This is a genomic window from Methylobacillus arboreus (genome assembly GCF_020532725.1).
Taxonomy (GTDB): Bacteria; Pseudomonadota; Gammaproteobacteria; order Burkholderiales; family Methylophilaceae; genus Methylobacillus; species Methylobacillus arboreus.
Genome location: NZ_JAJAVC010000003.1, coordinates 697,745 through 718,151, shown reverse-complemented (window position 1 = coordinate 718,151; position 20,407 = coordinate 697,745). Strand labels below are relative to the sequence as shown.

At 55.5% G+C, this 20,407-nt stretch carries 15 protein-coding genes and 1 pseudogene; 6 read left to right on the top strand and 10 right to left on the bottom strand.

Annotated features, from left to right (window positions below; translation table 11 throughout):
- Positions 1-18 precede the first annotated feature (18 nt).
- The 5 genes and pseudogenes from LG198_RS03375 (at position 19) to LG198_RS03355 (ending at position 8,029) form a co-directional block, all read left to right on the top strand.
- A complete protein-coding gene (locus LG198_RS03375) occupies positions 19-3,135 on the top strand; it encodes a multidrug efflux RND transporter permease subunit (RefSeq protein WP_230341748.1) in 3,117 nt (1,038 codons plus the stop codon).
- The gene (locus LG198_RS03370) at positions 3,132-4,517 is read left to right on the top strand and encodes an efflux transporter outer membrane subunit (protein ID WP_230341747.1); all 1,386 of its coding nucleotides are present in this window, start codon (positions 3,132-3,134) and stop codon (positions 4,515-4,517) included. The genes LG198_RS03375 and LG198_RS03370 overlap by 4 nt, the downstream gene beginning before the upstream one ends.
- A 98-nt stretch (positions 4,518-4,615) precedes the next feature.
- A pseudogene (locus LG198_RS14370) lies at positions 4,616-5,775 on the top strand (MFS transporter); the annotation flags it as partial.
- Positions 5,776-6,065: 290 nt separating this feature from the next.
- Positions 6,066-7,190, top strand: a complete 1,125-nt coding sequence (locus tag LG198_RS03360; protein ID WP_230341746.1) for an OprO/OprP family phosphate-selective porin — start codon at positions 6,066-6,068, stop codon at positions 7,188-7,190.
- A gap of 245 nt (positions 7,191-7,435) precedes the next feature.
- Complete coding sequence (locus LG198_RS03355) at positions 7,436-8,029, top strand: cation diffusion facilitator family transporter (RefSeq protein WP_230341745.1); 594 nt, start codon at positions 7,436-7,438, stop codon at positions 8,027-8,029.
- A 199-nt stretch (positions 8,030-8,228) separates the two neighbouring features.
- On the opposite strand, the gene LG198_RS03350 is transcribed toward LG198_RS03355, so the two are convergent.
- The 8 genes from LG198_RS03350 to msuE all read right to left on the bottom strand — a co-directional run bounded on the left by LG198_RS03350 (position 8,229) and on the right by msuE (position 16,193).
- Positions 8,229-9,563 (bottom strand): ABC transporter substrate-binding protein, encoded by a 1,335-nt coding sequence (locus tag LG198_RS03350; RefSeq protein ID WP_407659141.1) that lies wholly within the window; start codon positions 9,561-9,563, stop codon positions 8,229-8,231.
- A 166-nt stretch (positions 9,564-9,729) separates the two neighbouring features.
- On the bottom strand, positions 9,730-10,797 hold the full coding sequence (locus LG198_RS03345; RefSeq protein ID WP_230341743.1) for a branched-chain amino acid ABC transporter permease: 1,068 nt from the start codon (positions 10,795-10,797) through the stop codon (positions 9,730-9,732).
- A gap of 3 nt (positions 10,798-10,800) precedes the next feature.
- Positions 10,801-11,682, bottom strand: a complete 882-nt coding sequence (locus LG198_RS03340; protein WP_230341742.1) for a branched-chain amino acid ABC transporter permease — start codon at positions 11,680-11,682, stop codon at positions 10,801-10,803.
- Positions 11,683-11,707: 25 nt separating this feature from the next.
- Complete coding sequence (locus LG198_RS03335; RefSeq protein WP_230341741.1) at positions 11,708-12,481, bottom strand: ABC transporter ATP-binding protein; 774 nt, start codon at positions 12,479-12,481, stop codon at positions 11,708-11,710.
- Entirely contained in the window at positions 12,481-13,626 is a 1,146-nt protein-coding gene (locus tag LG198_RS03330; RefSeq protein ID WP_230341740.1) for an AMP-binding protein, read from the bottom strand. The genes LG198_RS03335 and LG198_RS03330 overlap by 1 nt, the downstream gene beginning before the upstream one ends.
- Positions 13,627-13,648: 22 nt before the next feature.
- Positions 13,649-14,746, bottom strand: a complete 1,098-nt coding sequence (gene sfnG, locus LG198_RS03325; protein WP_230341739.1) for a dimethylsulfone monooxygenase SfnG — start codon at positions 14,744-14,746, stop codon at positions 13,649-13,651.
- 74 nt (positions 14,747-14,820) lie between these two features.
- Complete coding sequence (locus tag LG198_RS03320) at positions 14,821-15,585, bottom strand: ABC transporter ATP-binding protein (protein WP_230341738.1); 765 nt, start codon at positions 15,583-15,585, stop codon at positions 14,821-14,823.
- Positions 15,586-15,596: 11 nt separating this feature from the next.
- Complete coding sequence (msuE, locus tag LG198_RS03315) at positions 15,597-16,193, bottom strand: FMN reductase (RefSeq protein ID WP_230341737.1); 597 nt, start codon at positions 16,191-16,193, stop codon at positions 15,597-15,599.
- Positions 16,194-16,606: 413 nt separating this feature from the next.
- On the opposite strand from msuE, the gene LG198_RS03310 reads away from it, so the two are divergent.
- On the top strand, positions 16,607-17,842 hold the full coding sequence (locus LG198_RS03310; protein WP_230341736.1) for an SfnB family sulfur acquisition oxidoreductase: 1,236 nt from the start codon (positions 16,607-16,609) through the stop codon (positions 17,840-17,842).
- 97 nt (positions 17,843-17,939) lie between these two features.
- On the opposite strand, the gene LG198_RS03305 is transcribed toward LG198_RS03310, so the two are convergent.
- Positions 17,940-19,136: an acyl-CoA dehydrogenase family protein gene (locus tag LG198_RS03305; protein ID WP_407659140.1), complete on the bottom strand. Its 1,197-nt coding sequence runs from the start codon at positions 19,134-19,136 to the stop codon at positions 17,940-17,942.
- Between the two features lie 19 nt (positions 19,137-19,155).
- A complete protein-coding gene (gene ssuD / locus LG198_RS03300; protein WP_230341735.1) occupies positions 19,156-20,313 on the bottom strand; it encodes an FMNH2-dependent alkanesulfonate monooxygenase in 1,158 nt (385 codons plus the stop codon).
- Between the last annotated feature and the right edge of the window lie 94 nt (positions 20,314-20,407).

Sequence of the window (20,407 nt, the reverse complement as noted above, 5' to 3'; positions counted from 1 at the left end):
TAGTTAGAAGACAATCTCATGGCACGTTTCTTTATTGATAGACCAGTCTTTGCCTGGGTAATCTCGCTGCTGATCATATTGGCAGGGATTATCGCCATCCGTGGATTGCCGGTGGCGCAATACCCGGATATCGCCCCTCCCGTAGTCAACATTACCGCAAGTTACCCAGGCGCTTCCGCGCGTGTCGTCGAGGAAACCGTTACTGCCGTTATTGAGCGAGAGATGAATGGCGCACCCAGGTTGATGTACACCTCGGCGAGCAGCAGCCCAGGGGTAGCATCATTAAGTCTGACATTCAAGCAAGGCACAAATCCGGATTTGGCGGCGGTTGAAGTTCAGAACCGCTTGAAGACGGTTGAGGCGAGGTTGCCAGAAGTCGTGCGCCGCAATGGCATCTCGATTGAAAAGTCTGCTGACACCATTCAACTGGTCGTTTCGATTACCTCAGAGAACAATCGCCTCACTGAGATTGAGCTTGGTGAGATTATGTCTGCCAACATCACGCAGGCGCTACGTCGCGTAGAGGGTGTTGGTAAGGTACAGAACTTCAGTCCAGAATATGCGATGCGTATATGGCCAGACCCTGCCAAGCTGACCTCACTCAACCTGTCCACTTCAGATATCAGCAGTGCCATCCGTAGCCACAATGCCCGTATCACCGTAGGCCAAATGGGTAACTTGGGGGTGCCGGACAACGCCCCCATCAGTGCTAACATCATGGCGGACGGCTCACTCACCACCCCTGAGGATTTTGAAAACATTCCCCTTCGCACCAAAGCCGATGGTGCTGCGATCCTTCTCAAGGATGTAGCGCGGGTTGAGTACGGCGGCAGCGATTACTCCGTCATGTCGCGGGTCAATGGCAAAAATGCTGCGGGCCTTGCCGTCAAAATGGCGCCTGGCTCCAATGCTGTTGCGACCGTGAAACGCATCACCGAGACCATGGATGAGCTGAAGAAGTTCTTCCCGGCCGGAGTGGATTACCAGATACCTTACGACACCTCCGCCTTCGTCGAAATCTCTATCGAAAAAGTGGTACATACGCTGCTAGAAGCGGTATTGCTGGTCTTCCTGGTCATGTACCTGTTCATGCAGAACGTCCGGGCGACCTTGATCCCGACGGTCGTGGTGCCAATTGCCTTGTTGGGTACCTTTGGCGTCATGTACGCACTCGGCTTCTCAATCAACGTGCTGACGATGTTCGGCATGGTGTTGGCGATCGGTATCGTGGTGGATGATGCTATCGTGGTGGTTGAGAATGTCGAGCGCCTCATGGTAGAGGAAGGCTTGACGCCGTATCAGGCCACGGTCAAAGCTATGAAGCAGATTAGCGGCGCGATCGTTGGCATTACCGTGGTGCTGACCTCGGTATTCCTGCCCATGGCCTTCTTTAGCGGCGCCGTAGGCAATATCTACCGCCAATTCTCGCTATCGCTGTCGGTGTCGATTGCCTTTTCAGCATTCCTGGCGCTTTCGCTGACACCGGCACTGTGCGCTACCCTGCTCAAAAAACCGGATGCAGACCACCATGAGAAGCGCGGTTTCTTTGGCTGGTTCAATCGCATGTTCCTGTCATTGAGCAACCGATATGAAGGCCGAGTCAGCAAAATCCTGAAAAAGCCGATTCGCTGGCTCATTGTTTATGGGGCGATTGTGGCAGCGGTGGCGATCATGTTTGTACGCTTGCCGACCGCATTCCTGCCAGACGAAGACCAAGGCAACTTTATGGTCATGGTGATGCTGCCCCAAGGCGCCACCATGAGTGAAACGATGAAAACGCTCGGTGAAGTCAGCCACTACCTGACCACGGAAGAACCGGTGCAGTTTGCCTATGAAGTCGGTGGCTTCAGTATTTACGGCAGCTCCTCCAGCAGCGGCATGATTTTCGCCACACTCAAGGACTGGAAGGAGCGTACCGGGGAAGGCCAGAGCGTTCAGGCGATTATCGACAGGATCAATGGCCGCTTCCATGGCCGCGACAATCTGACCGTGTTTGCTCTCAATACACCGGCATTACCGGAACTTGGTTCATCCAACGGCTTTGACTTGCGGTTGCAAGATCGCGGGAATGTCGGCATCGACAAGCTGGTCGAGGCGCGCGACAAGTTATTGGCGGATGGCTATCAAAGCCCTGTGCTGACCAATCTGATGTTCGCTGGCCTGGCGGAGACTCCGATTGTCCAGTTGGACATTGATCGCCGCAAAGCGCAGGCGATGGGCGTGAGCATGGATGAGATCAATGCCACGCTGGCCACGATGTTCGGCTCAGAATACATCGGCGATTTCATGCACGGCAGCCAAATCCGCCGAGTGATTATTCAAGCTGACGGCAAGGACAGGCTTGATCTTGAGGATGTACGCAAGCTGCGCGTCCGCACAACGGCAGGTAATCTAGTACCCATGTCCTCTTTTGTGAAGATGGAATGGACGATGGGGCAACCACAGCTTTCCCGCTTCAACGGCTACCCCTCGTTCACGATCAATGGCAATGCAGGCCCAGGCTATAGTAGCGGCGACGCCATGGCCGAGATCAGCCGTATTGCGGAATCGCTGGGTAATGGCATTGGCTTCTCTTGGTCAGGCCAATCCTATGAAGAGGTCTTGTCAGGCTCACAGGCCAATGTGCTGTTTGGCTTGTCTATCCTGATTGTATTCCTGGCGCTGGCAGCCCTCTATGAGAGCTGGCTGATTCCCTTCTCCGTCATTCTGGTCGTGCCACTAGGCATCCTGGGGGCTTTGCTGGGCGTGATGTTGAGAGATATGCCCAATGACATTTACTTCAAGGTTGGCCTGATCGCCACCATAGGCCTTTCAGCCAAAAATGCTATCTTGATTGTTGAGTTTGCCAAGGATCTGTATGCGGAAGGCAAAGGCATCATTGAGGCCACCCTCGAGGCTGCACGGCTGCGGTTGCGCCCCATCATCATGACATCCTTGGCATTCGGCGTGGGCGTTTTGCCGCTAGCCTTGGCTACTGGAGCAGCGTCAGGTGCCCAGGTGGCGATTGGCACTGGGGTGCTGGGCGGGATTATTACCGCGACTGCGCTCGCGGTGTTCCTGGTGCCTTTATTTTTTGCGGTGATAGGCCGCTTCATCAAACAGCCACAGCGTCATGAGTCGGAGGAATCTGTATGAAGATACGTCAATGGGGTATAGGGGGATTAATTGCTGCTACGCTATCAGCATGCTCATTGGCTCCCGAATACGCTCGGCCCGAAGGTCCCATCCCTACGGAATACCATTACAGCCAGGCTGACATCACCTCCTCCGCCCCGGAGAGCTGGGAACAATACTTCACCGATCATGATCTGCGGGTACTGATTGATTTCGCACTCAGAAACAACCGTGACCTGAGGATTACGGCACTCAGGATTGAAGAAGCCCGGGCGCAGTATGGCGTGCAACGTGCAGATCGTTTGCCGACGATCAATGCCACAGCCAACTATGACCGCAGCAAGCAGATTTTCGCCCAAGGAACAGCATTCGATGTCGACCTTTACCGGGTCGGCGTGGGTATCAGTAACTTTGAGCTGGATTTCTTCGGGCGCGTCAAGAATCTGTCACGCGCAGCGCTTGAAACTTACCTGGCAACAGAGGAGGCGCAACAGACAGCGCGTACCAGCCTGATTACCGAAGTCGCGGTTGCCTATCTCAATGTCCGTGCCCTTTTGGAAAGGCAGACGCTTGCCCAGGAAACGATGGCATCCCGGGAAGTCAGTTACGCCCGCACCAAACGGCGGCTGGACGCAGGCATAGACACTGCGCTTGAATTCAAGACGGCCGAACTGCAATTGGAAACTGCACGCGCTGCACTGGCTTCCATCAATCGAGAACACGTCCAGGCCCTCAATACGCTGTTGCTATTACTGGGTGACCAACGCTATGAGGTGCTGTTGAAAAAGGATCCCCTCGATCCCAGCAGTTTTGCCTCCATACCAGCGGGGATTCCTTCCGAGTTGCTTGAGCGCCGCCCTGACATCCGGGCGGCAGAGCACCGTTTGAAAGCTGCAAATGCCAATATTGGGGCTGCACGGGCTGCGTTCTTTCCAAGTATTGCCCTGACGACCAATGCCGGGCTGGTGAACGAGCATTTCTTCAAGCTGTTCAGCGGCAGCAGCGACAAGGCCTGGTCATTCAGCCCCCAGCTTACCCTGCCCATCTTTGACTTCGGCCGCAACCGCGCCAATCTCGATCTTGCCACCGTACGAAAGAATATCCAGGTAGCCGAGTATGAAAAAACTATTCAGACCGCGTTCAGCGAAGTGAATGATGTATTGGGGCAAAAGCAGCAAATTGACGAGCAAATCGCGGCTCAAACCAAAGTAACCGAAGCAGAGCGCGAGCGGGTACGCCTTGCCACCCGCCGTTTTGATAAGGGAGTGTCCAACTACCTCGAACTTCTGGATGCGCAGCGTAGCTTGTTCGATGCCGAACAGACCCTGGTTCAGCTCAAGCAGCTGGCACTCAGTAATAGCATCAACCTGTTCAAAGTATTGGGTGGAGAGTGGAAGGTCTGATTGGGTTTAGGTGACAAGCATATGGAATGGCAGTATTGATACACCGCCATACTTCTTCTATTGATGCTTGGCGTCTACGCTATTGGTCCATATTCGCAGGACAGGCGCTATCATTGATCGGCTCAGCCCTGACGCAATTTGTATTGCTATGGTGGATCACTGACACGACAGGCAGTGTGTCGGCACTGGGCATGGCCGGGTTAATGGCACTGCTTCCCCAGGCCATACTTGGCCCTTTGGGCGGGGCCTTTGCCGACCGTTATAACCGGCGCCTGATCATGATCATCTCTGATCTCGTCAGCGCAGCCTGCATGCTGGTATTAATCGGCCTATTCCTCACTGAAAGCATCAATGTTTGGCATATATACACCATGATGGCCATCCGCAGCGCGATGCAGGCTTTCCAGCAACCGGCTGCTGCCGCCAGCACCGCAATGCTGGTGCCAGCAGAATTTCTTTCGCGGGCTGCAGGCCTCAATCAGACATTGTTCGGGATTAGACCATTGGTGCGGCCCCTCTGGGTGCGCTGGCAATCAGCCTCATGCCGATTGGCTGGGCGCTAGGGATAGATGTCTTAACCGCTATTCTAGGCATCGTGCCGCTACTGCTATTTGCGATCCCCCAGCCAGAACGGGGTGCTGGCGGGCAAACAAGCTTATGGGCAGAGTTCAGGGAAGGAATCGAAACGATCTGGCATAATCCTGCGCTACGCCAGCTATATGCCTTGCTGACGTTGGCAGTGCTGATCGTAATGCCGCTGCTCACCTTGATTCCCTTGCTGGTCAAGGTCAATTTTGCTGGAGGCGCCAAGCAAGTCGCCATGATTGAAAGCATAGGCGGGATCGGCATGATCATTGGCGGGATAGCGATTGCCATACTTGCCCCCAGGCAGCGGACCAGGTGGGTGTTATGGGGATTCGGCCTATCTTGCTTTTCCTTTGCCCTGACTGCCCTTCCCTCATCTGGGTATTTCTGGATTGCCATTCTTTTCTGGTCCTTGGGCGCATGTGCATATGCAGCGGGAAATGCTCCTTTCATGGCAATTGTGCAAAGCACTGTTCCTAACCAACTGCATGGCCGGGTGCTTGCGTTGCTCACAACATTGATGGCCTTAGCCGCTCCAGTTGGGCTGGCTGTTGCCACCCCATTGGGTGAGCTTATCGGGGTGCGCTGGCTGTTTGTATTACTTGGATTGCTCGGGGGCACAGTAATGCTGCTAGGCCTGCTCTCGCCTACCATTCAGCATGCAGATGCGTAAAAGAGAAACAGTGCGCCGGCGCTTTCAATCAGAATCCAATTGATTGTTTCCCCTAGTTTCTGAAAGCAATCGCTGCCCAAAATCAAGTTGGATAAACTTGCTTATAGGCAAGCATGCATTCCTCACCTTGCTTTTTCATCAGCAAGTTATCACTTTAGGTTTTTAATACAACATATTGAAAATTAATAAAATTTAAACCAGGCATACTAAATGCCTATACACCCTGTAGCGCAGGACCCAATTGGGCAGCCCTGCCAAATCTTCCATTTATCTTTCAGGGTGTATACAACATGAAAACGACAAGTTTCCAATACCGACCGAGGGTATTACCAGCCCTGCTCAGCCTGGGCGTGCTTTCCACACCGGCCTATGCAGACCCGACTTTTGCCCGCAACGAGGACCAGTTTATCAATATCGGCGTTGCAGCACGCGCCAGCTACCGCTCAGAAAAGGACGCCGCACCCAGCGGCAGGGACCGTTCCAATGATTTTGACCTGGAAAGCGCCCGTCTTTATACCTACGGCAAGGTGCACAAATATGTTTCCTTCGAGCTAAATACCGAGAAGGATGCGGATGACCGGATTGGCATACTGGATGCCCGTATCGGGCTTGAACTCAACGAGCACTTCAATATCTTTATCGGCCGCTTCCTGCCGCCGGCCAGCCGCGCCTCGGCATCGGCGCCCTACTATCCCCCTACTTTCGATTTTCCGTTTTCTGAGCAGGCTCCGAACCGCCTGGGCGGCCGTGACAATGGGGCATCGATCTGGGGCGTATTGCTGAACCAGAAACTCAAGTACCATGTCGGAGCATTCGAAGGCCGCAGCGGCTCCGGCACGTCCAACCAGTCCGATAACCTTTCGTTTGCTGGCAGGCTCTCCTACAACTTCTGGGATCCCGAACCTGGCTTCTATAACATTGCCAGCTATGATGGCGCCAAGGATATCCTCGCCATCGGCGGTTCCTACCGCTACCAGAAGGACGGTGCCGGCACGCTCGCCAACGCTGGCGACTACCGCTATTGGAACCTCGATGGGCGCCTGGAGAAAGCCATTGCCGGCGGCGGCGTCATCGGTGCAGAGGGCTCCTACTACCGCTACGACAACGACAATACGCTGGATCCCGAGATCGCCAAGGGCAAGGGCTTCTTCGTGACCGGCAGCTATACCTTCCCGCAGGAAATCGGCATCGGCAAGATCCAGCCCAAGTTCGTCTATGAGCGCTTCGAGAACGACGACACCAACGCCGTGGCCCTGGCCGGGCTGGAACGCAAGCGCTACGACCTGGGTGCCAGCTACCTGATCAACGGCAGCAATGTGCGTATTGACGCCTACTACTACAAGGAAACCCGCAACCAGGGGCAGCCTGATATAGACGGCATTGCCGTGCGCTTCCATATCGCGCACTTTTTCTAAGACTGCCTCTTTAACTTCACAGCCGGCAAGGCCGTACAACACCAAGCGTGTCGTGCCGGCTTTGCCGGATTTTTTTATCCCAGCCAGCCTTTCATCCGTAGGCCATTTCGTGCAAAACATCCACTCCCGCAAATCCTAGGACGTACAATGAACCGGCTAACCCAGTTGAAAGCAATAAGATGGCTTCATGCTGTGATGACAAATCATGTGAAATTTCGGCTCTTAAGGAAAAGCATGGCCGTGTCTTGAAAATTGCCTTGGCAATCAATCTGTCCATGTTCTTTGTCGAAGGGGTCGCTGGCTGGTTTGCCAACTCCACATCATTGATGGCTGACGCCCTTGATATGATGGGTGATGCTACTGTCTATGGCATGAGCCTCTATGTATTGAGCAAGACATCTAGGCAACAAGCTCAGGCTTCATTGCTTAAAGCGCTGTTCATGATGGGATTTGGCCTGTTTGTGCTGAGCGATGCAATATACAAGACTGCGGTGGATAGCATGCCTGATGCGGCCACCATGGGCATCGTTGGTACTTTGGCCCTGGTCAGCAACCTGATTTGTTTTATATTGCTCTACACGCACCGTCAGGATGACATCAACATGCGGTCTACTTGGCTGTGCTCACGCAATGATCTCATTGCAAATGTCAGCGTTATCATCGCAGCAGGGCTAAGCTACTATCTCGCATCAAAATGGCCTGACATACTGATTGGTCTTGTTATTGCCTTGCTTTTCCTGCGTTCAGCCATGCAGATTGCCACTGAAGCACGGGAGATCATTAAACATCCCCCGAAGCAAGCCTCTCCAGTATTGGTACCTATCAAAATCAGGAAATAATCAAAGCCTCAATCAAGACTTGCACGGTTTCCTGTTTCAGATTTTCTCTATTTGTCTTGGCTTGAACATGGACTGGAATATAAAGCCTTTTGCTATCGGCATCCAGCACAGGTGCTGCAAATAAAAAGCGACTCCCCTGCACATCGGAAAAGCCGCTTTCCGCCCCGTTAGCCGGGGCAATCAATGAATGTGAATGGAATCAGGATTCCTTGGCGCAATCGCGTGGAGTAATGCCTTTCTCCTTGGCGTACTTGTGCGAGGATTCCTCGATGATTGGACGCAGCAGCTTGCGGTCGGCCTGCACCCAGTCCGAAATTACCTTCCACTGCTTGCCGTCCCATTGCTGGAAGCGCACAGCACCGCCGCCTTCATGGTCGGAGCAAGACAGCTTGAGCGGCTGCACCAAGCCGTAGGCGCCCAGTTGCTTGAGCCTTGCATCGTCAAGCTTGATGTTCTCGAAGCCCCAGCGCACTTCCTCGCCGGTCAAGGGGCGCTTGCCGAACTTGGCCTGTGCCACGCGCACCGCTTCCACATTCAGGATGCCGTTGACCACGCCCAGGTTGTAATACACCGTGCCGAAGCGCTTGGCGTCCTGCAAGTTGCCCTTACCTGCCTTGAGCACGGTCTTGTCTATATCCTGCAACACTGGGAAATTGGTGCCGGAGGGATGGGTGGTAATCGAGATGAAGCCTTTGGCGGCAGTGCCAGCCGGTGCGGCATCCTCTTCGGAATTGCTCCAGATGTTGCCGATGATGTGGTCGGCCGGGAACCCGGTTTTCTGCGCCGTCTTCAATGCTACCGGGTTCATCACGCCCCAGCCACGCAGGATCACCCAATCAGGCTTGATGCGGCGAATGTTGAGCCATTGCGATTGCTGCTCGTTCCCGGGATGCGGCACTTCCAGCAAGGTCAGGCTGAAACCGTATTTCTTCGCCAGCAATTCAAGGATGGGATTGGTTTCCTTGCCGTAGGGCGAGCCGTGGAACAGGGTCACGATCTTCTTGCCCTTGAGCTTGTCGAGCCCGCCGGACTTATCGCCGATATAGTTGATGATGGCAGACACTTCGCTATAAGGATTGAGCTGCAACGGGAATACATAGGGAAACACGCTGCCGTCGGTGGAGTCTGTGCGGCCATGGTTGATGGTGATCAGCGGCAGCTTGTCGGCGGTGGAGCGCTCCAGTGTGGCATAGGCGATACCTACGGATAGTGGATTGGTAGCCGCCGCCGGGGCGCCGTTCAGGCCTTTCTTCAGGCGCTCATAGCACTCCACGCCCTTTTCCACCACATATTCAGTCTCGCACTCGCTCCAGGTGAACTTTACCCCGTTCACACCTCCCTCCTTGAGGTTGACGTATTGCAGGTAGTCAATGAAACCTCCAAAGAAGCCGGTACCGCCAGCGGCATAAGGCCCAACGCGGTAGCTCTGCAAGGGGAAATACTGCTCGTTGGCCGCCTGTGCTGATACGCTGCTCAGGATGAGGCCCAATGCCAGCGCGCCAAGCAAGACGGATGGCTTTTTCATGATATTCATCATGTCACACTCCTTGATTAATATAAAACATCATAAATACTTAAACAATTAATATTCAACACATTAAAATAATCTCCTAATGTAATTTATAGGTATTCTGGACGCAGCAAGCCCTACCCGTACGAAAACCAGGCACTTGAAAATCAGCTGATGGAGTTCAGGCCGCTCAGAACCTCAACGGCCAGATGCGGCTACGCTCGCGAAATGCCTGCCACAATCGCGCTAGTCCCGCAGGCTCCTTGATCAGGAAGAAGATGATGAGCGCGCCGAAAATGATCTTCTGCAGGTTTTCCAGTTGTCCTGGATCAACCACTCCCGCAAGAAACGTCGCTGAAAGGTTGGATAGCAATATGGGCAGCAGCACAATAAAGGCTGCACCGAGGAAATTGCCCAATATGCTGCCCATGCCGCCAATAATGATGATGAACAATATTTGGAACGAACGGCTGAGGTCAAAGCCGTGCGGCTCCACGGTGCCCAGATAGGCAAAAGCCCATAGCGCACCGGCGATCCCGAGGATGAAAGAGCTGATCGCGAATGCCAGCAGCTTGGTCTGGAGGATGGGAATGCCGATCACCGCCGCTGCGGTATCCATGTCGCGCACGGCCATCCAGCGCCGCCCCAGTTCGCTGTGCACGATGTTGTGCGCAAACCAGAACAAGGCGGCGGCAACCCCCAATGTCAACAGGTAGCGCCCCGCCGGCGAGCTGAAGTCATGCCCCAGGATAACGAGCGGCGGGGCGCTGATCACCCCTGAGGAATTGTAATTGGAGAACCAGCCGAACTGGGTTAGCACCCAGGTGACGACGAACTGCGCAGCCAAGGTAGAAACCAGGAGATAGAAGCCCTTGATGCGCAGGCTAGGCAGCCCGAATACCACGCCGACCAACGCCGCTGTCACTCCGCCGAAAAAGAACCCCAGCAACAGCGGCATGCCGTCTATGCGCAGCTGGAAGTTGTAGGCAGCAAACGCCCCTACGGCCATGAAGGCCGCCGATCCCAGCGAAATCTGCCCGGCATACCCTGTCAGCAGGTTGAGCCCCAGCCCAGCCAGCGACAACACCAGGAATGGGATCAGGATGGCGCTGAACCAGTAGTCGTTGCCTAGGTAAGGCACGGCCAAAAAAGCGAATGCAAGCAAGGCATAGAAACCCCAGCGCTGCTGGTATAGCTTGAACAAACGGCCCTCGGCAAGATAGGAAGTGCTGAATTGCCCGGATTCCCTGTATAGCATGGCTTATACCCTCTCTATCGCACGTTCGCCAAAAATCCCCGCAGGACGCACCAGCAGGAACAGCAAGGCCAGCACGTAGGGAAACCAGTTTTCTATGCCGCCGCCGATCACCGGACCGAGATAAACTTCCGCGAGCTTCTCGGAAGCGCCGATGATGAGGCCGCCGACGATAGCACCGCCTATGGAAGTGAATCCGCCGATAATCAAGACCGGCAGCGCCTTGAGTACGATGAGCGACAAGGAGAACTGCACGCCCAGCCGCGCGCCCCAGAGCAGCCCGGCTACCAGCCCGACGAAGCCGGCTACGGCCCAGACGATCATCCACACCTTCTGCAGCTTGATGCCGATGGAAAGCGCAGCCAGTTGGTCGTCCGCCACCGCGCGTAGCGAGATGCCGACGCGAGTCTTGTTGAACAGCAGCGAAAGCGCAAGCACCAGCAAGCCCGCGGTACCTGCGGCAAACAGGTCGAATTGCGATAGCAGCAGGCCCGCGACCTCGAACGGTTCATCGCTGATACCCAGATCAAGCCCGTGCACCTGGGCGCCCCACAAGGTTTGGGCTAAGCCTTCGATGATGTAGCTCAATCCCAGGGTAGCCATGAACAAGGTAATCGGCGGCCGGTTGACCAAGGGGCGCAACACCATGCGCTCAATGGCCCAGGCCAGCATCAGCATGCTGAGCAAGGTGACGGCGAAAGCGCCCCAGAACGGCACGCCGCGCTCGAGCAGGCTGACGAAGGTCAATGCGGCAAACAGCACCATCGCGCCCTGGGCAAAGTTGAATACGCCGGATGCCTTGTAGATCAACACAAAACCGATCGCTACCAGGGAATACATCAATCCCGCCAGCAGCCCCCCGATTAATACTTCAAGGAAAAATTCCATTATTTCATTTCCCTATCATTTATTTTTAATGTGAAGTACCAAGATATGCGGCAATGACTTCAGGATTGCGGCGCACTTCATCCGGCGTGCCGTCGCCTACCTTGCGGCCATAGTCCAGCACCACCACATGATCCGAAAGACCCATGACCACGCCGATATCGTGCTCGATCAGCACCACCGTGGTACCCAGCTCACGCTGGGTATCGAGGATGAAGCCGCTCATCTCGGCCTTTTCCTCGCTGTTCATGCCTGCCATGGGCTCGTCCAGCAACAACAGCCTGGGTTCGGATGCCAACGCCCGCCCCAGTTCCACGCGCTTCTGCAAACCATAAGGCAGCGTGCCGACGATACTGTTGCGCCACTGGTTGATGCGCAGGAAATCGATCACTTCCTCGGCTTTTTGCCTTTGCTTGGCTATGTCTGAGGCTGCCCGGCCAATATGGAATGTCTGCTCTAGCCAGCTGCTTTTTACCTTGAGGTTGCGGCCGGTCAGGACGTTGTCTAGCACGCTCATGCCCTTGAACAAGGCAATGTTCTGGAAGGTGCGCGCGATGCCTTGCACGGCGGCCTGGTGCGATTGCATCTTCCGGTAGCTGTTGCCGTTGAAGCCGACCATGCCCTCGTCAGGCGGATACACCCCGTTGATGACATTGAGCAATGAGCTCTTGCCGGCGCCATTGGGGCCGATCAGGGCGCAGATTTCCCCCTGCTGCACGGTGAAACTGATATCCGTCACCGCCTTGACCCCTTTGAAGGAAAGCGAGATATGTTGCAGTTCGAGTAATGGGGCGCCCGCCATTACGATACCCTCTTGATGTCGTCGGCCGCCGCATCCTGCCCGGATGGCACATGCCTGGACGTAGTAGTGGACAAGGTGCGCCAGTTGGCGATCTTGTCCCAGGTGCGGATATGAATATCCAGGTTCTTGAAAAAATGCAGTGACTCGGCTGGCAAGGCCGGGCCTATGAGCAAGGGCACGCGGATACGCGAGAAGCCGATCACGTCGCGCAGGGGCCGCTTGACCAGCCAATATCCCAGGAGGCGCTGCAGAAGTGTGCCATCTGGCCGCAGCGCATAGGTGATAAACCGGCCCAGCAGGCTGTCGGGCACGGGAAGGCGCGCCCTGACAAGCGATTCCAGCCGCTGGTATGTGTCCCGGGTACCGACAACCAATGTCGGCCCCAGCTCGCGCCTGTCGGCATCCCGGGTGACGATGCTTTCAGGAAAGTTGAGCGTGAAGCCTGCCGTCAGCCATGGCGAGAGTAGGTAGCGCAAATGGCCGCTGGTGGCAAAGACACGCGCCGCAAACGCTTCCTCGTTGCGGCCGAGGCGTTCGGCAAATACCAGGTGGCGCCCCTCTTCCAGCAATTCGCCATGACGGAAATGCTCCACCTGCACATGGCGCTCGCCATTCACGCGATAAAGCGCGAATGCAGACTGGTCCGCTTCGGCCAGCGGCGCCCTGGCGGCAGCCGGGGTATCCTGCAACAGGCGCTGGTAATGGTGCAGCGTCATCTGGGAATAAGCCGACAGCCCGCGTGCCTCGGCATAGATGATCCTGACGTCCGGGCGGCTATTGGCGAGAACCTGGTCTACCTGCTGCTGCTCTTCGGCAAACGCGAAAGCGGGCTTGAGGTGCGTCAGCAGCAAGGCCAGCGTATCCTCCTCCAGGGTGGGATCCAGCGGAGCGGCAATCCCGCCCAGCCACTGGGCCGCGAGCGAAAGCAATAAGGCCTCCCGTCTGGGATGGGTCAGCAATACCAGCGTGTCGCCGCGCTTAAAGCCGAATCCATCCAGGATATCTACCAGTTGCCCGATCTCGCCGCGCAGGGCTTGCCAGCGCTGCTCATGCCAGATGCCAAGATGCTTATGCCGCAGCGCTATCCGCTTTGGCTGCGTTGCGGCCTGATGGGCAAGCTGGTGCGGTAAGGTATTGTTTGCCATATGCCAACCTTTGTTTTTGCGTTTATGCGGCCAAGGCCGCCTGCTTCTGCTCAAGCTCGCGCACCAGGGGCAATACTTTCTCGCCGAAATACGCGACTTCCTCATGGAAATGCAGGAACGCGGACAGGACTAGGTCCACCCCGACAGCCTTCAAGGCGACAATGCGTTCGGCAATCTGCTGTGGCGTGCCGATCAGGTTGGTCTTGAAGCCGTCGTTGTATTGCACCAGGTCCTCGAAAGTGGACTTGGCCCAGTTACCCTCGCCCTCCGGGCTGGCCTTGCCGGCCTGCTTTGCGGCATTGCCAAAGGCATTGACGGCTTCCGGGTCTGCCTTGTCGATGATTTCCCGCAGCACGGCTTTGGCCTCTTCCTCGGTGTCACGCGCAATGATGAAGGCATTGACCCCGATTTTGACCTTGTGGTTGTTGGCGGCAGCCTTGGCGCGGATGTCGTCGACCTGCGCCTTGATGCCTTCCACGGTATTGCCGTTGGTGAAATACCAATCGGACACCCTGGATGCCATGTCCCGCGCAGCCCTGGAACTGCCGCCCTGGAAAACCTCGGGATGCGGGTTGTTATTATAGGGCTTGGGCTTCAGGGTGTAGTCATGGAAGCGGTAGAAGTCGCCATGGAAACTGAAGTTATCGGTGGTCCAGATGCCCTTGAGCGCGCGGATAAACTCCTCAGAACGGCGGTAGCGTTCATCATGCTCCAGCCACGGCTCGCCGATCGCGGTGAACTCGCCCTTGAACCAGCCTGAAACCACGTTGATCGCGACGCGGCCCTTGGTCAACTGGTCTATGGTGGCCAGTTGCTTGGCCGCCACCGCTGGGTTCCAGGGACCCGGCAGGATTGCGGCAATCACCTTGAGCTTGGTGGTCGCAGCGAGCAAGGCATGGGAAAAGGAAACAGGCTCATGCTGGAATTCCGCGCCATAGCCCGCGGTAAAGCGTATCTGGCTCAAGGCGTACTCGAAACCGCTCTGCTCCGCGATTTGCGCAAGCTTGACGTTGTAGTCAAGGTCCCAGCTCGTGCGCTGCTCGATCTTGCTCACCACCAGGCCGCCGCTGACGTTGGGCACCCAGTAGGCAAATTTAATGGCGTCTTTGCTATTGCTCATGGTTCATCCTTTCAAACATAAATGTAAGGCCTGCCTGGCAAGCCATGGTTATTCAATTTGTGCCACTACCCGGTTCACTGCGTCTTGCCCAGGTATGCATCCTGTAAGGCGTTGTTTTGCAGCAGCTCATGCGCGGTGCCGGACAGCACCACCCTGCCGGTTTCCAGTACATAGCCGTAATGCGCATGCTTGAGCGCCACTGGGATGTTCTGCTCGGCCACCAGGAAGCTCACGCCTTCCTTTGCATTGAGCTGGCTGACAATTTCGAATATTTCCTCCACGATCAGCGGCGCCAGACCCATGGAGGGCTCGTCAAGCAATACGAGCGACGGACGTGTCATCAGGGCACGTCCAATGGCAACCATTTGTTGCTCGCCACCGGAGGTGTACCCGGCCTGCACCTTGCGTTTTTCCTTCAGTCTTGGGAACCAAGCATAGATACGTTCCAGTCCCGCCTGCAGGCTTTGCCTGCCTGGCCGGCGTACAAATCCGCCGCTTTGCAGGTTCTCCTCCACCGTCAAATGCGGGAAAACATGACGCCCTTCCAGCACGTGCACGATGCCTTGCTGCACCAGCAGGCTAGGCTGCGTTTGCGTGCTGGCCAGTCCTTTGAAGTGAATGCTGCCGCGGCTGATTTCAGCCCGGCTGGCGCGCACCAGGCCGGAGATCGCCTTGAGCGTTGTGCTCTTGCCCGCGCCGTTGGCGCCAAGCAGCGCAATGATGCCTCCCTGAGGCACCGCCAGCGATACGCCGCTGACGGCAAGGATGGCGCCGTCGTAGACGACCTCGATATCATCGACGCGCAACAGCGCTTCCACGATGCTCCGGGAACCTGCCATGTTGGTAGCATTCACTTAAGCTCAACCAAGAAGGGCTGCCTGGTCCCATTGGTCGGCAGCCGAGACTGCAAATAAGGCAACGCCCGCTCCACGGCCAGCGCAATACGCTCCTGCAGCGCATCGCTTCCAATGCCATAGCCAGGATCAAGGTCGCTGAAATCGGCCTCGCTGGCGTACACGCCCACAGGCAGGGTCAATGCCTGGAAGAAGCTGAACAACGGCCGGAGCTGATGATCGATGACCAGCGCATGTCGATCGCTGCCGCCAGTGGCTGCAAGCAACACCGGAGTATTAAACAAGGTTTCATGGCCGACAAAATCGAACAGGTGCTTGAACAGGCCGGTGACTGACGCCCGGTATACCGGTGTCGCCACAGCCAGGAGGTCGGCTTCTTCTATCTTGATAATTTCATCAACCGCAGGCTGGGGCAGTTCCAGGCGGCTCAAACTGCCTCCCAGCAATGGGCCCAGCTTTTGCAACTCAATAAAATGCACATCCAGTGGCAGCTTTTTCTGCAACTCGCCAACAATGGCGCTTAATAGCGTCGTCGTCCGCGAAGGGTTGCTCAAGCTCCCTGACACAGCCACCAGTTTTAACTTTTTACCCATGCTTGCCCCTAATCTACTTATTCCTGATTGCAGTGGTTTCGCCTACTGCAAATAACAGTTAGTAGATAGCAGCAAGCGTGCCAGCATTAAAAATTATTATTATTCAAATAGTTATTGGAAAACATGGATATTTTTCCTGTTGCCAGGCAGGCTGAATGCTGAAGATGTGCTTGTCAATCAGCAGGCCATCAAAGATCAATCCATGTTTACGCGGCCTAACCAGTAGAAATCATGCTGAATGAGCAGCATAGTTCCAGCAGCATGCTGCTACCGGAATAGTATTCCCCATATAAATCAATATTAATCCCATATATTTCAATTGGTTAACAACATGGCATGCTAAATGCAGATATGCATTCAGGATCGTTGTATCCCGACCATATTGTTTGTTTGATCATTGAAAGAGGTTATCCATGACAGCTACATCCGTACCGATTGAAGATTCTGAAGAACAGGCGTTATCACGCCCGCGTGCCCATATCATCAAGACCGATGCAGAAGCCATTGAAGTGGCATATAAAGTTGCAGCCGAAATCAGCAAGGAGGCCGCCGTTCGCGATGCCCAGCGCCGCCTGCCTGCACCTGAGCTGGACCTGTTTTCGCAAAGCGGCCTGTGGGGAATCACCGTACCGCGAGAATACGGCGGTGCCTTTGTTTCCAACACCACGCTGGCCGAAGTGATCGCGATCATCTCGGAGGCAGACCCCAGCATTGGGCAGATCCCGCAGAACCACCTTTATATGGTGGAAGGCATTCGCCTGGATGGCACGGATTTCCAGAAAAAGTTCTTCTTTGACTTGGTATTGCAGGGCGTACGCTTTGGCAACGCCTTCTCGGAAATCGGTACCAAGAGCGTCAATGATGTTCAAACCCGCATCACCCCGGCTGAAGGCGGCTACCTGCTTTCAGGCAAGAAGTTCTATTCTTCCGGCGCGCTATTGGCGGATTGGGTTCCTGTGATTGCCAAGAACGAGCATGACAACACCATTGTGGCCTTTGTGAAGAAAGGCACGCCAGGGCTGACCGTCATTGACGACTGGTCCAGCTTCGGCCAGCGCACCACTGCGAGCGGCACTACCATCCTCGAAAATATCTTTGTGCCTGAGGAATATGTCCTGCTGCATCACCTGGCCTTCGACCGCCCAACCAGCATGGGCCCGATTGCGCAGATCATCCAGGCAGCAGTCGATACCGGCATCGCACGTGCCGCATTGCGCGACACCATCCATTTTGTGCGCAACCATACCCGTCCGTGGATTGATAGCGCGCTTGAGCATGGCTATGAGGATCCACTGACCATCAAGGACATCGGTGATATCCAGATTCGCGTCCACGCAACCGATGCCTTGCTGCGTCGCGCAGGTGAACTGCTTGATGTTGCCCAGCGTGAACCGAATGAGGATACCGTGGCTGTAGCCTCGATTGCCGTAGCGGAAGCCAAGGTATTGAGCACCGAGACAGCGCTGCTCGCAGCAAGCAAGCTGTTCGAGCTTGCTGGTACCCGCTCCACCCTGGGCCAGTTCAACCTCGACCGCCATTGGCGCAATGCCCGCACCCACACACTGCATGACCCGGTACGCTGGAAATACTACGCCGTGGGCAACTATGCATTGAACAACGTCAAGCCACCGCGCCACCCTTGGATATAGGTCGATTTACTTTTGAACGGCCTCTTTCCAGAGGCCGTTTTTTATTGCAATGCCTGAAAAATATAGGTACTGGTATTTATCCTGTTTGATCAGTCACTCAGGAATAGAACGAAGGTGTGGGATACTCGCCGTTCAACGCCCAGTCGCCCAGCTCCCGTAACTTGAAGTCCACCGGGTCATGCAAGGTATACACCCGCAAATTGCGCCAGAATCGATCCAGCCGCAATGCAGCAGTCGTCGCCCGCGCACCGGTGACCTCGAACATGCGATGGGTGATGTCTAGCCCGCTCCTGGTAGTCGCCACCTTGGCCGCTGTCACGGCAATCGCCACTTCGCCACGCTCTGCCGGCGTCAGGGATTCAGCCTTGCCCCATGCAGCATCCAGCAGGGCTGCTGCCCGGTTGGTCAATAGGCGTGCGCCTTCCAGCTCTACCCAGAACTCGCCGTAATGCAACAAGGTATAAGGCTCCTGTTGGATTTCGGCCGCCAATGACCCACACCATACACGTGACTGTTTGAGGGTGTATTGCCGCGCTTCTGCCAATGCCCCCTCGGCAATGCCGAGATAGATATTGGAAAAGATCAGCTGCGCAATCAAGGGACGTAGACAGGCAAACGGCGTGCTGAGCGGGCCAGGCTGCGTCAGCAGCTCGGATTCATCCACGCGCACATGGTCAAAATCCGCACTGCCGCTATCCGTCTGCCGCTGGCCGATATTGTCCCAGTCCTGATGCAGGATCACGCCCTTGCGAGCAGTGGGAATGGCGGCAATCAACAGCTTCTTGGTTTCAGCATCAATCGCCGATGCAATCAACATGTCAGAATCCGTGGCACCGGAACAAAAGCTCTTTTTTCCGTGGAATTCGCGTTGCCCTGCCTCAAACTGGCTACCAGTCCGCGTATCCAAGGGGTTAAGTGCATTACCCCAAAACCAGTTATTTTCAGCGGTTTGGCGAAACCAGGGCCTCCACTGTGCCTCTGTGCCAAACAGACGCACTGTTGCCAGCATCAAATGCTGGAAGGCAAATACCTGGGCAATCGAGCTATCCACACGTGCGAACTCACGCACGATTTCCAACGTATCTACCCAGCTAGCACCCAACCCGCCAAGCTCTTCAGGGATAATCAACCCAAGCAGGCCACTGGCACGGATCTGGTCCCGCTCGGCCTTGGGCGTGCCTCCTTGCTGATCCCTGGCCACGGCAGTCTTGGCAAACTGCCGGGCCAGCGCCTGGGCGATTGCCAAAGGCAAGCTTGCCAACTGTTCAGTTTCAGATGGCGTTATCACTTCAATTTGATTCACTGGTATACCCCTACTTGACTGCCGACAACTTGCCAGCCGCAGGCGGCGGCACGATATCATTCGCCACCATTTCACCAAAGGGGCCAGTCAGATTAATATTGCCCAGCGCATGTTGCTGATCGACAGGCAGCAATGGAAAGAGCAGCTCGGCAACTCGGTAGGCCTCCTCTAGGTGTGGATAACCAGAAAAGATGAAGTAATCGATCCCGAGCGCTGCATATTCGCGGATGCGCTCCGCTATTTCTTGCGGGTTTCCCACCAGTGCAGTCCCGGCTCCGCCTCGCACCAGCCCTACGCCCGCCCAAAGATTGGGAGCCACCGTCAGCTTGTCTCTACGCCCGCCATGCAAGGCAGACATCCGGCGCTGGCCTTCCGAATCGAAACGCGAAAATGCTTTTTGCGCGGCAGCAATGGTCTCGTCGGTAACATGGGAAATCAGATCATCGGCAGCCTGCCAGGCCTGCTCGCTGGTTTCACGCACGATTACGTGCATGCGGATGCCAAACTTGAGGGTGCGGCCATAGGCTGCAGCGCGCGCCTTCACAACTTTAATCTTTTCTTTCACTGCCTCAAGCGGCTCTCCCCAGGTCAGGTAGACGTCAATCTGCTGGGCTGCAAGCTCGACTGCTGCGGGTGAGGACCCGCCAAAAAACAATGGTGGATATGGCTTTTGCACGGGTGGATACATGGTCTTTGCATTCTTGACCTTGATATATTGTCCCTCGAAATCTACAGACTCACCCGCGGCAACCCCGCGCCAAATCTTGAGGAACTCGTCTGCCTCGGCATAGCGTTCCGAATGGCTGAGGAAATTGCCATCCCCATGCTGTTCATCCGGATCGCCGCCGCTGACGACATTGATGAGCAAGCGCCCGGAGGAAATGCGGTCCAGTGTTGCTGCCATACGGGCAGAAACGGTTGGGGAAATAATTCCTGGCCTGATCGCCACCAGGAACTTTAATTTCTCCGTGAAATTGACCAGCGACGATGCCACTACCCAGGAGTCTTCGCACGAACGGCCTGTCGGGATCAATACCCCCCTGAAACCCAGCGTATCTGCAGCCTGTGCAATCTGCTTCAGGTAATGGTGGCTGACGGCACGACCACCGTGGCTGGTGCCAAGATAGCGGCTGTCGCCATGGGTAGGGAGAAACCAGAATATTTCCATTTATGTTGTCCTTGAACTGAAAAAACATCGTCAGCATGGATTCAGCAATCTCCATGCCACTACTTAAACAATTGTTTTAAAAGGATATATTTTT

Coding starts and splice junctions, on each gene's coding strand:
- LG198_RS03375 (WP_230341748.1), top strand. CDS start 19: ATGGCACGTTTCTTTATTGATAGACCAGTCTTTGCCTGGGTAATCTCG.
- LG198_RS03370 (WP_230341747.1), top strand. CDS start 3,132: ATGAAGATACGTCAATGGGGTATAGGGGGATTAATTGCTGCTACGCTA.
- LG198_RS03360 (WP_230341746.1), top strand. CDS start 6,066: ATGAAAACGACAAGTTTCCAATACCGACCGAGGGTATTACCAGCCCTG.
- LG198_RS03350 (WP_407659141.1), bottom strand. CDS start 9,563: ATGAATATCATGAAAAAGCCATCCGTCTTGCTTGGCGCGCTGGCATTG.
- LG198_RS03345 (WP_230341743.1), bottom strand. CDS start 10,797: ATGCTATACAGGGAATCCGGGCAATTCAGCACTTCCTATCTTGCCGAG.
- LG198_RS03340 (WP_230341742.1), bottom strand. CDS start 11,682: ATGGAATTTTTCCTTGAAGTATTAATCGGGGGGCTGCTGGCGGGATTG.
- LG198_RS03335 (WP_230341741.1), bottom strand. CDS start 12,481: ATGGCGGGCGCCCCATTACTCGAACTGCAACATATCTCGCTTTCCTTC.
- LG198_RS03330 (WP_230341740.1), bottom strand. CDS start 13,626: ATGGCAAACAATACCTTACCGCACCAGCTTGCCCATCAGGCCGCAACG.
- sfnG (WP_230341739.1), bottom strand. CDS start 14,746: ATGAGCAATAGCAAAGACGCCATTAAATTTGCCTACTGGGTGCCCAAC.
- LG198_RS03320 (WP_230341738.1), bottom strand. CDS start 15,585: ATGGCAGGTTCCCGGAGCATCGTGGAAGCGCTGTTGCGCGTCGATGAT.
- msuE (WP_230341737.1), bottom strand. CDS start 16,193: ATGGGTAAAAAGTTAAAACTGGTGGCTGTGTCAGGGAGCTTGAGCAAC.
- LG198_RS03310 (WP_230341736.1), top strand. CDS start 16,607: ATGACAGCTACATCCGTACCGATTGAAGATTCTGAAGAACAGGCGTTA.
- ssuD (WP_230341735.1), bottom strand. CDS start 20,313: ATGGAAATATTCTGGTTTCTCCCTACCCATGGCGACAGCCGCTATCTT.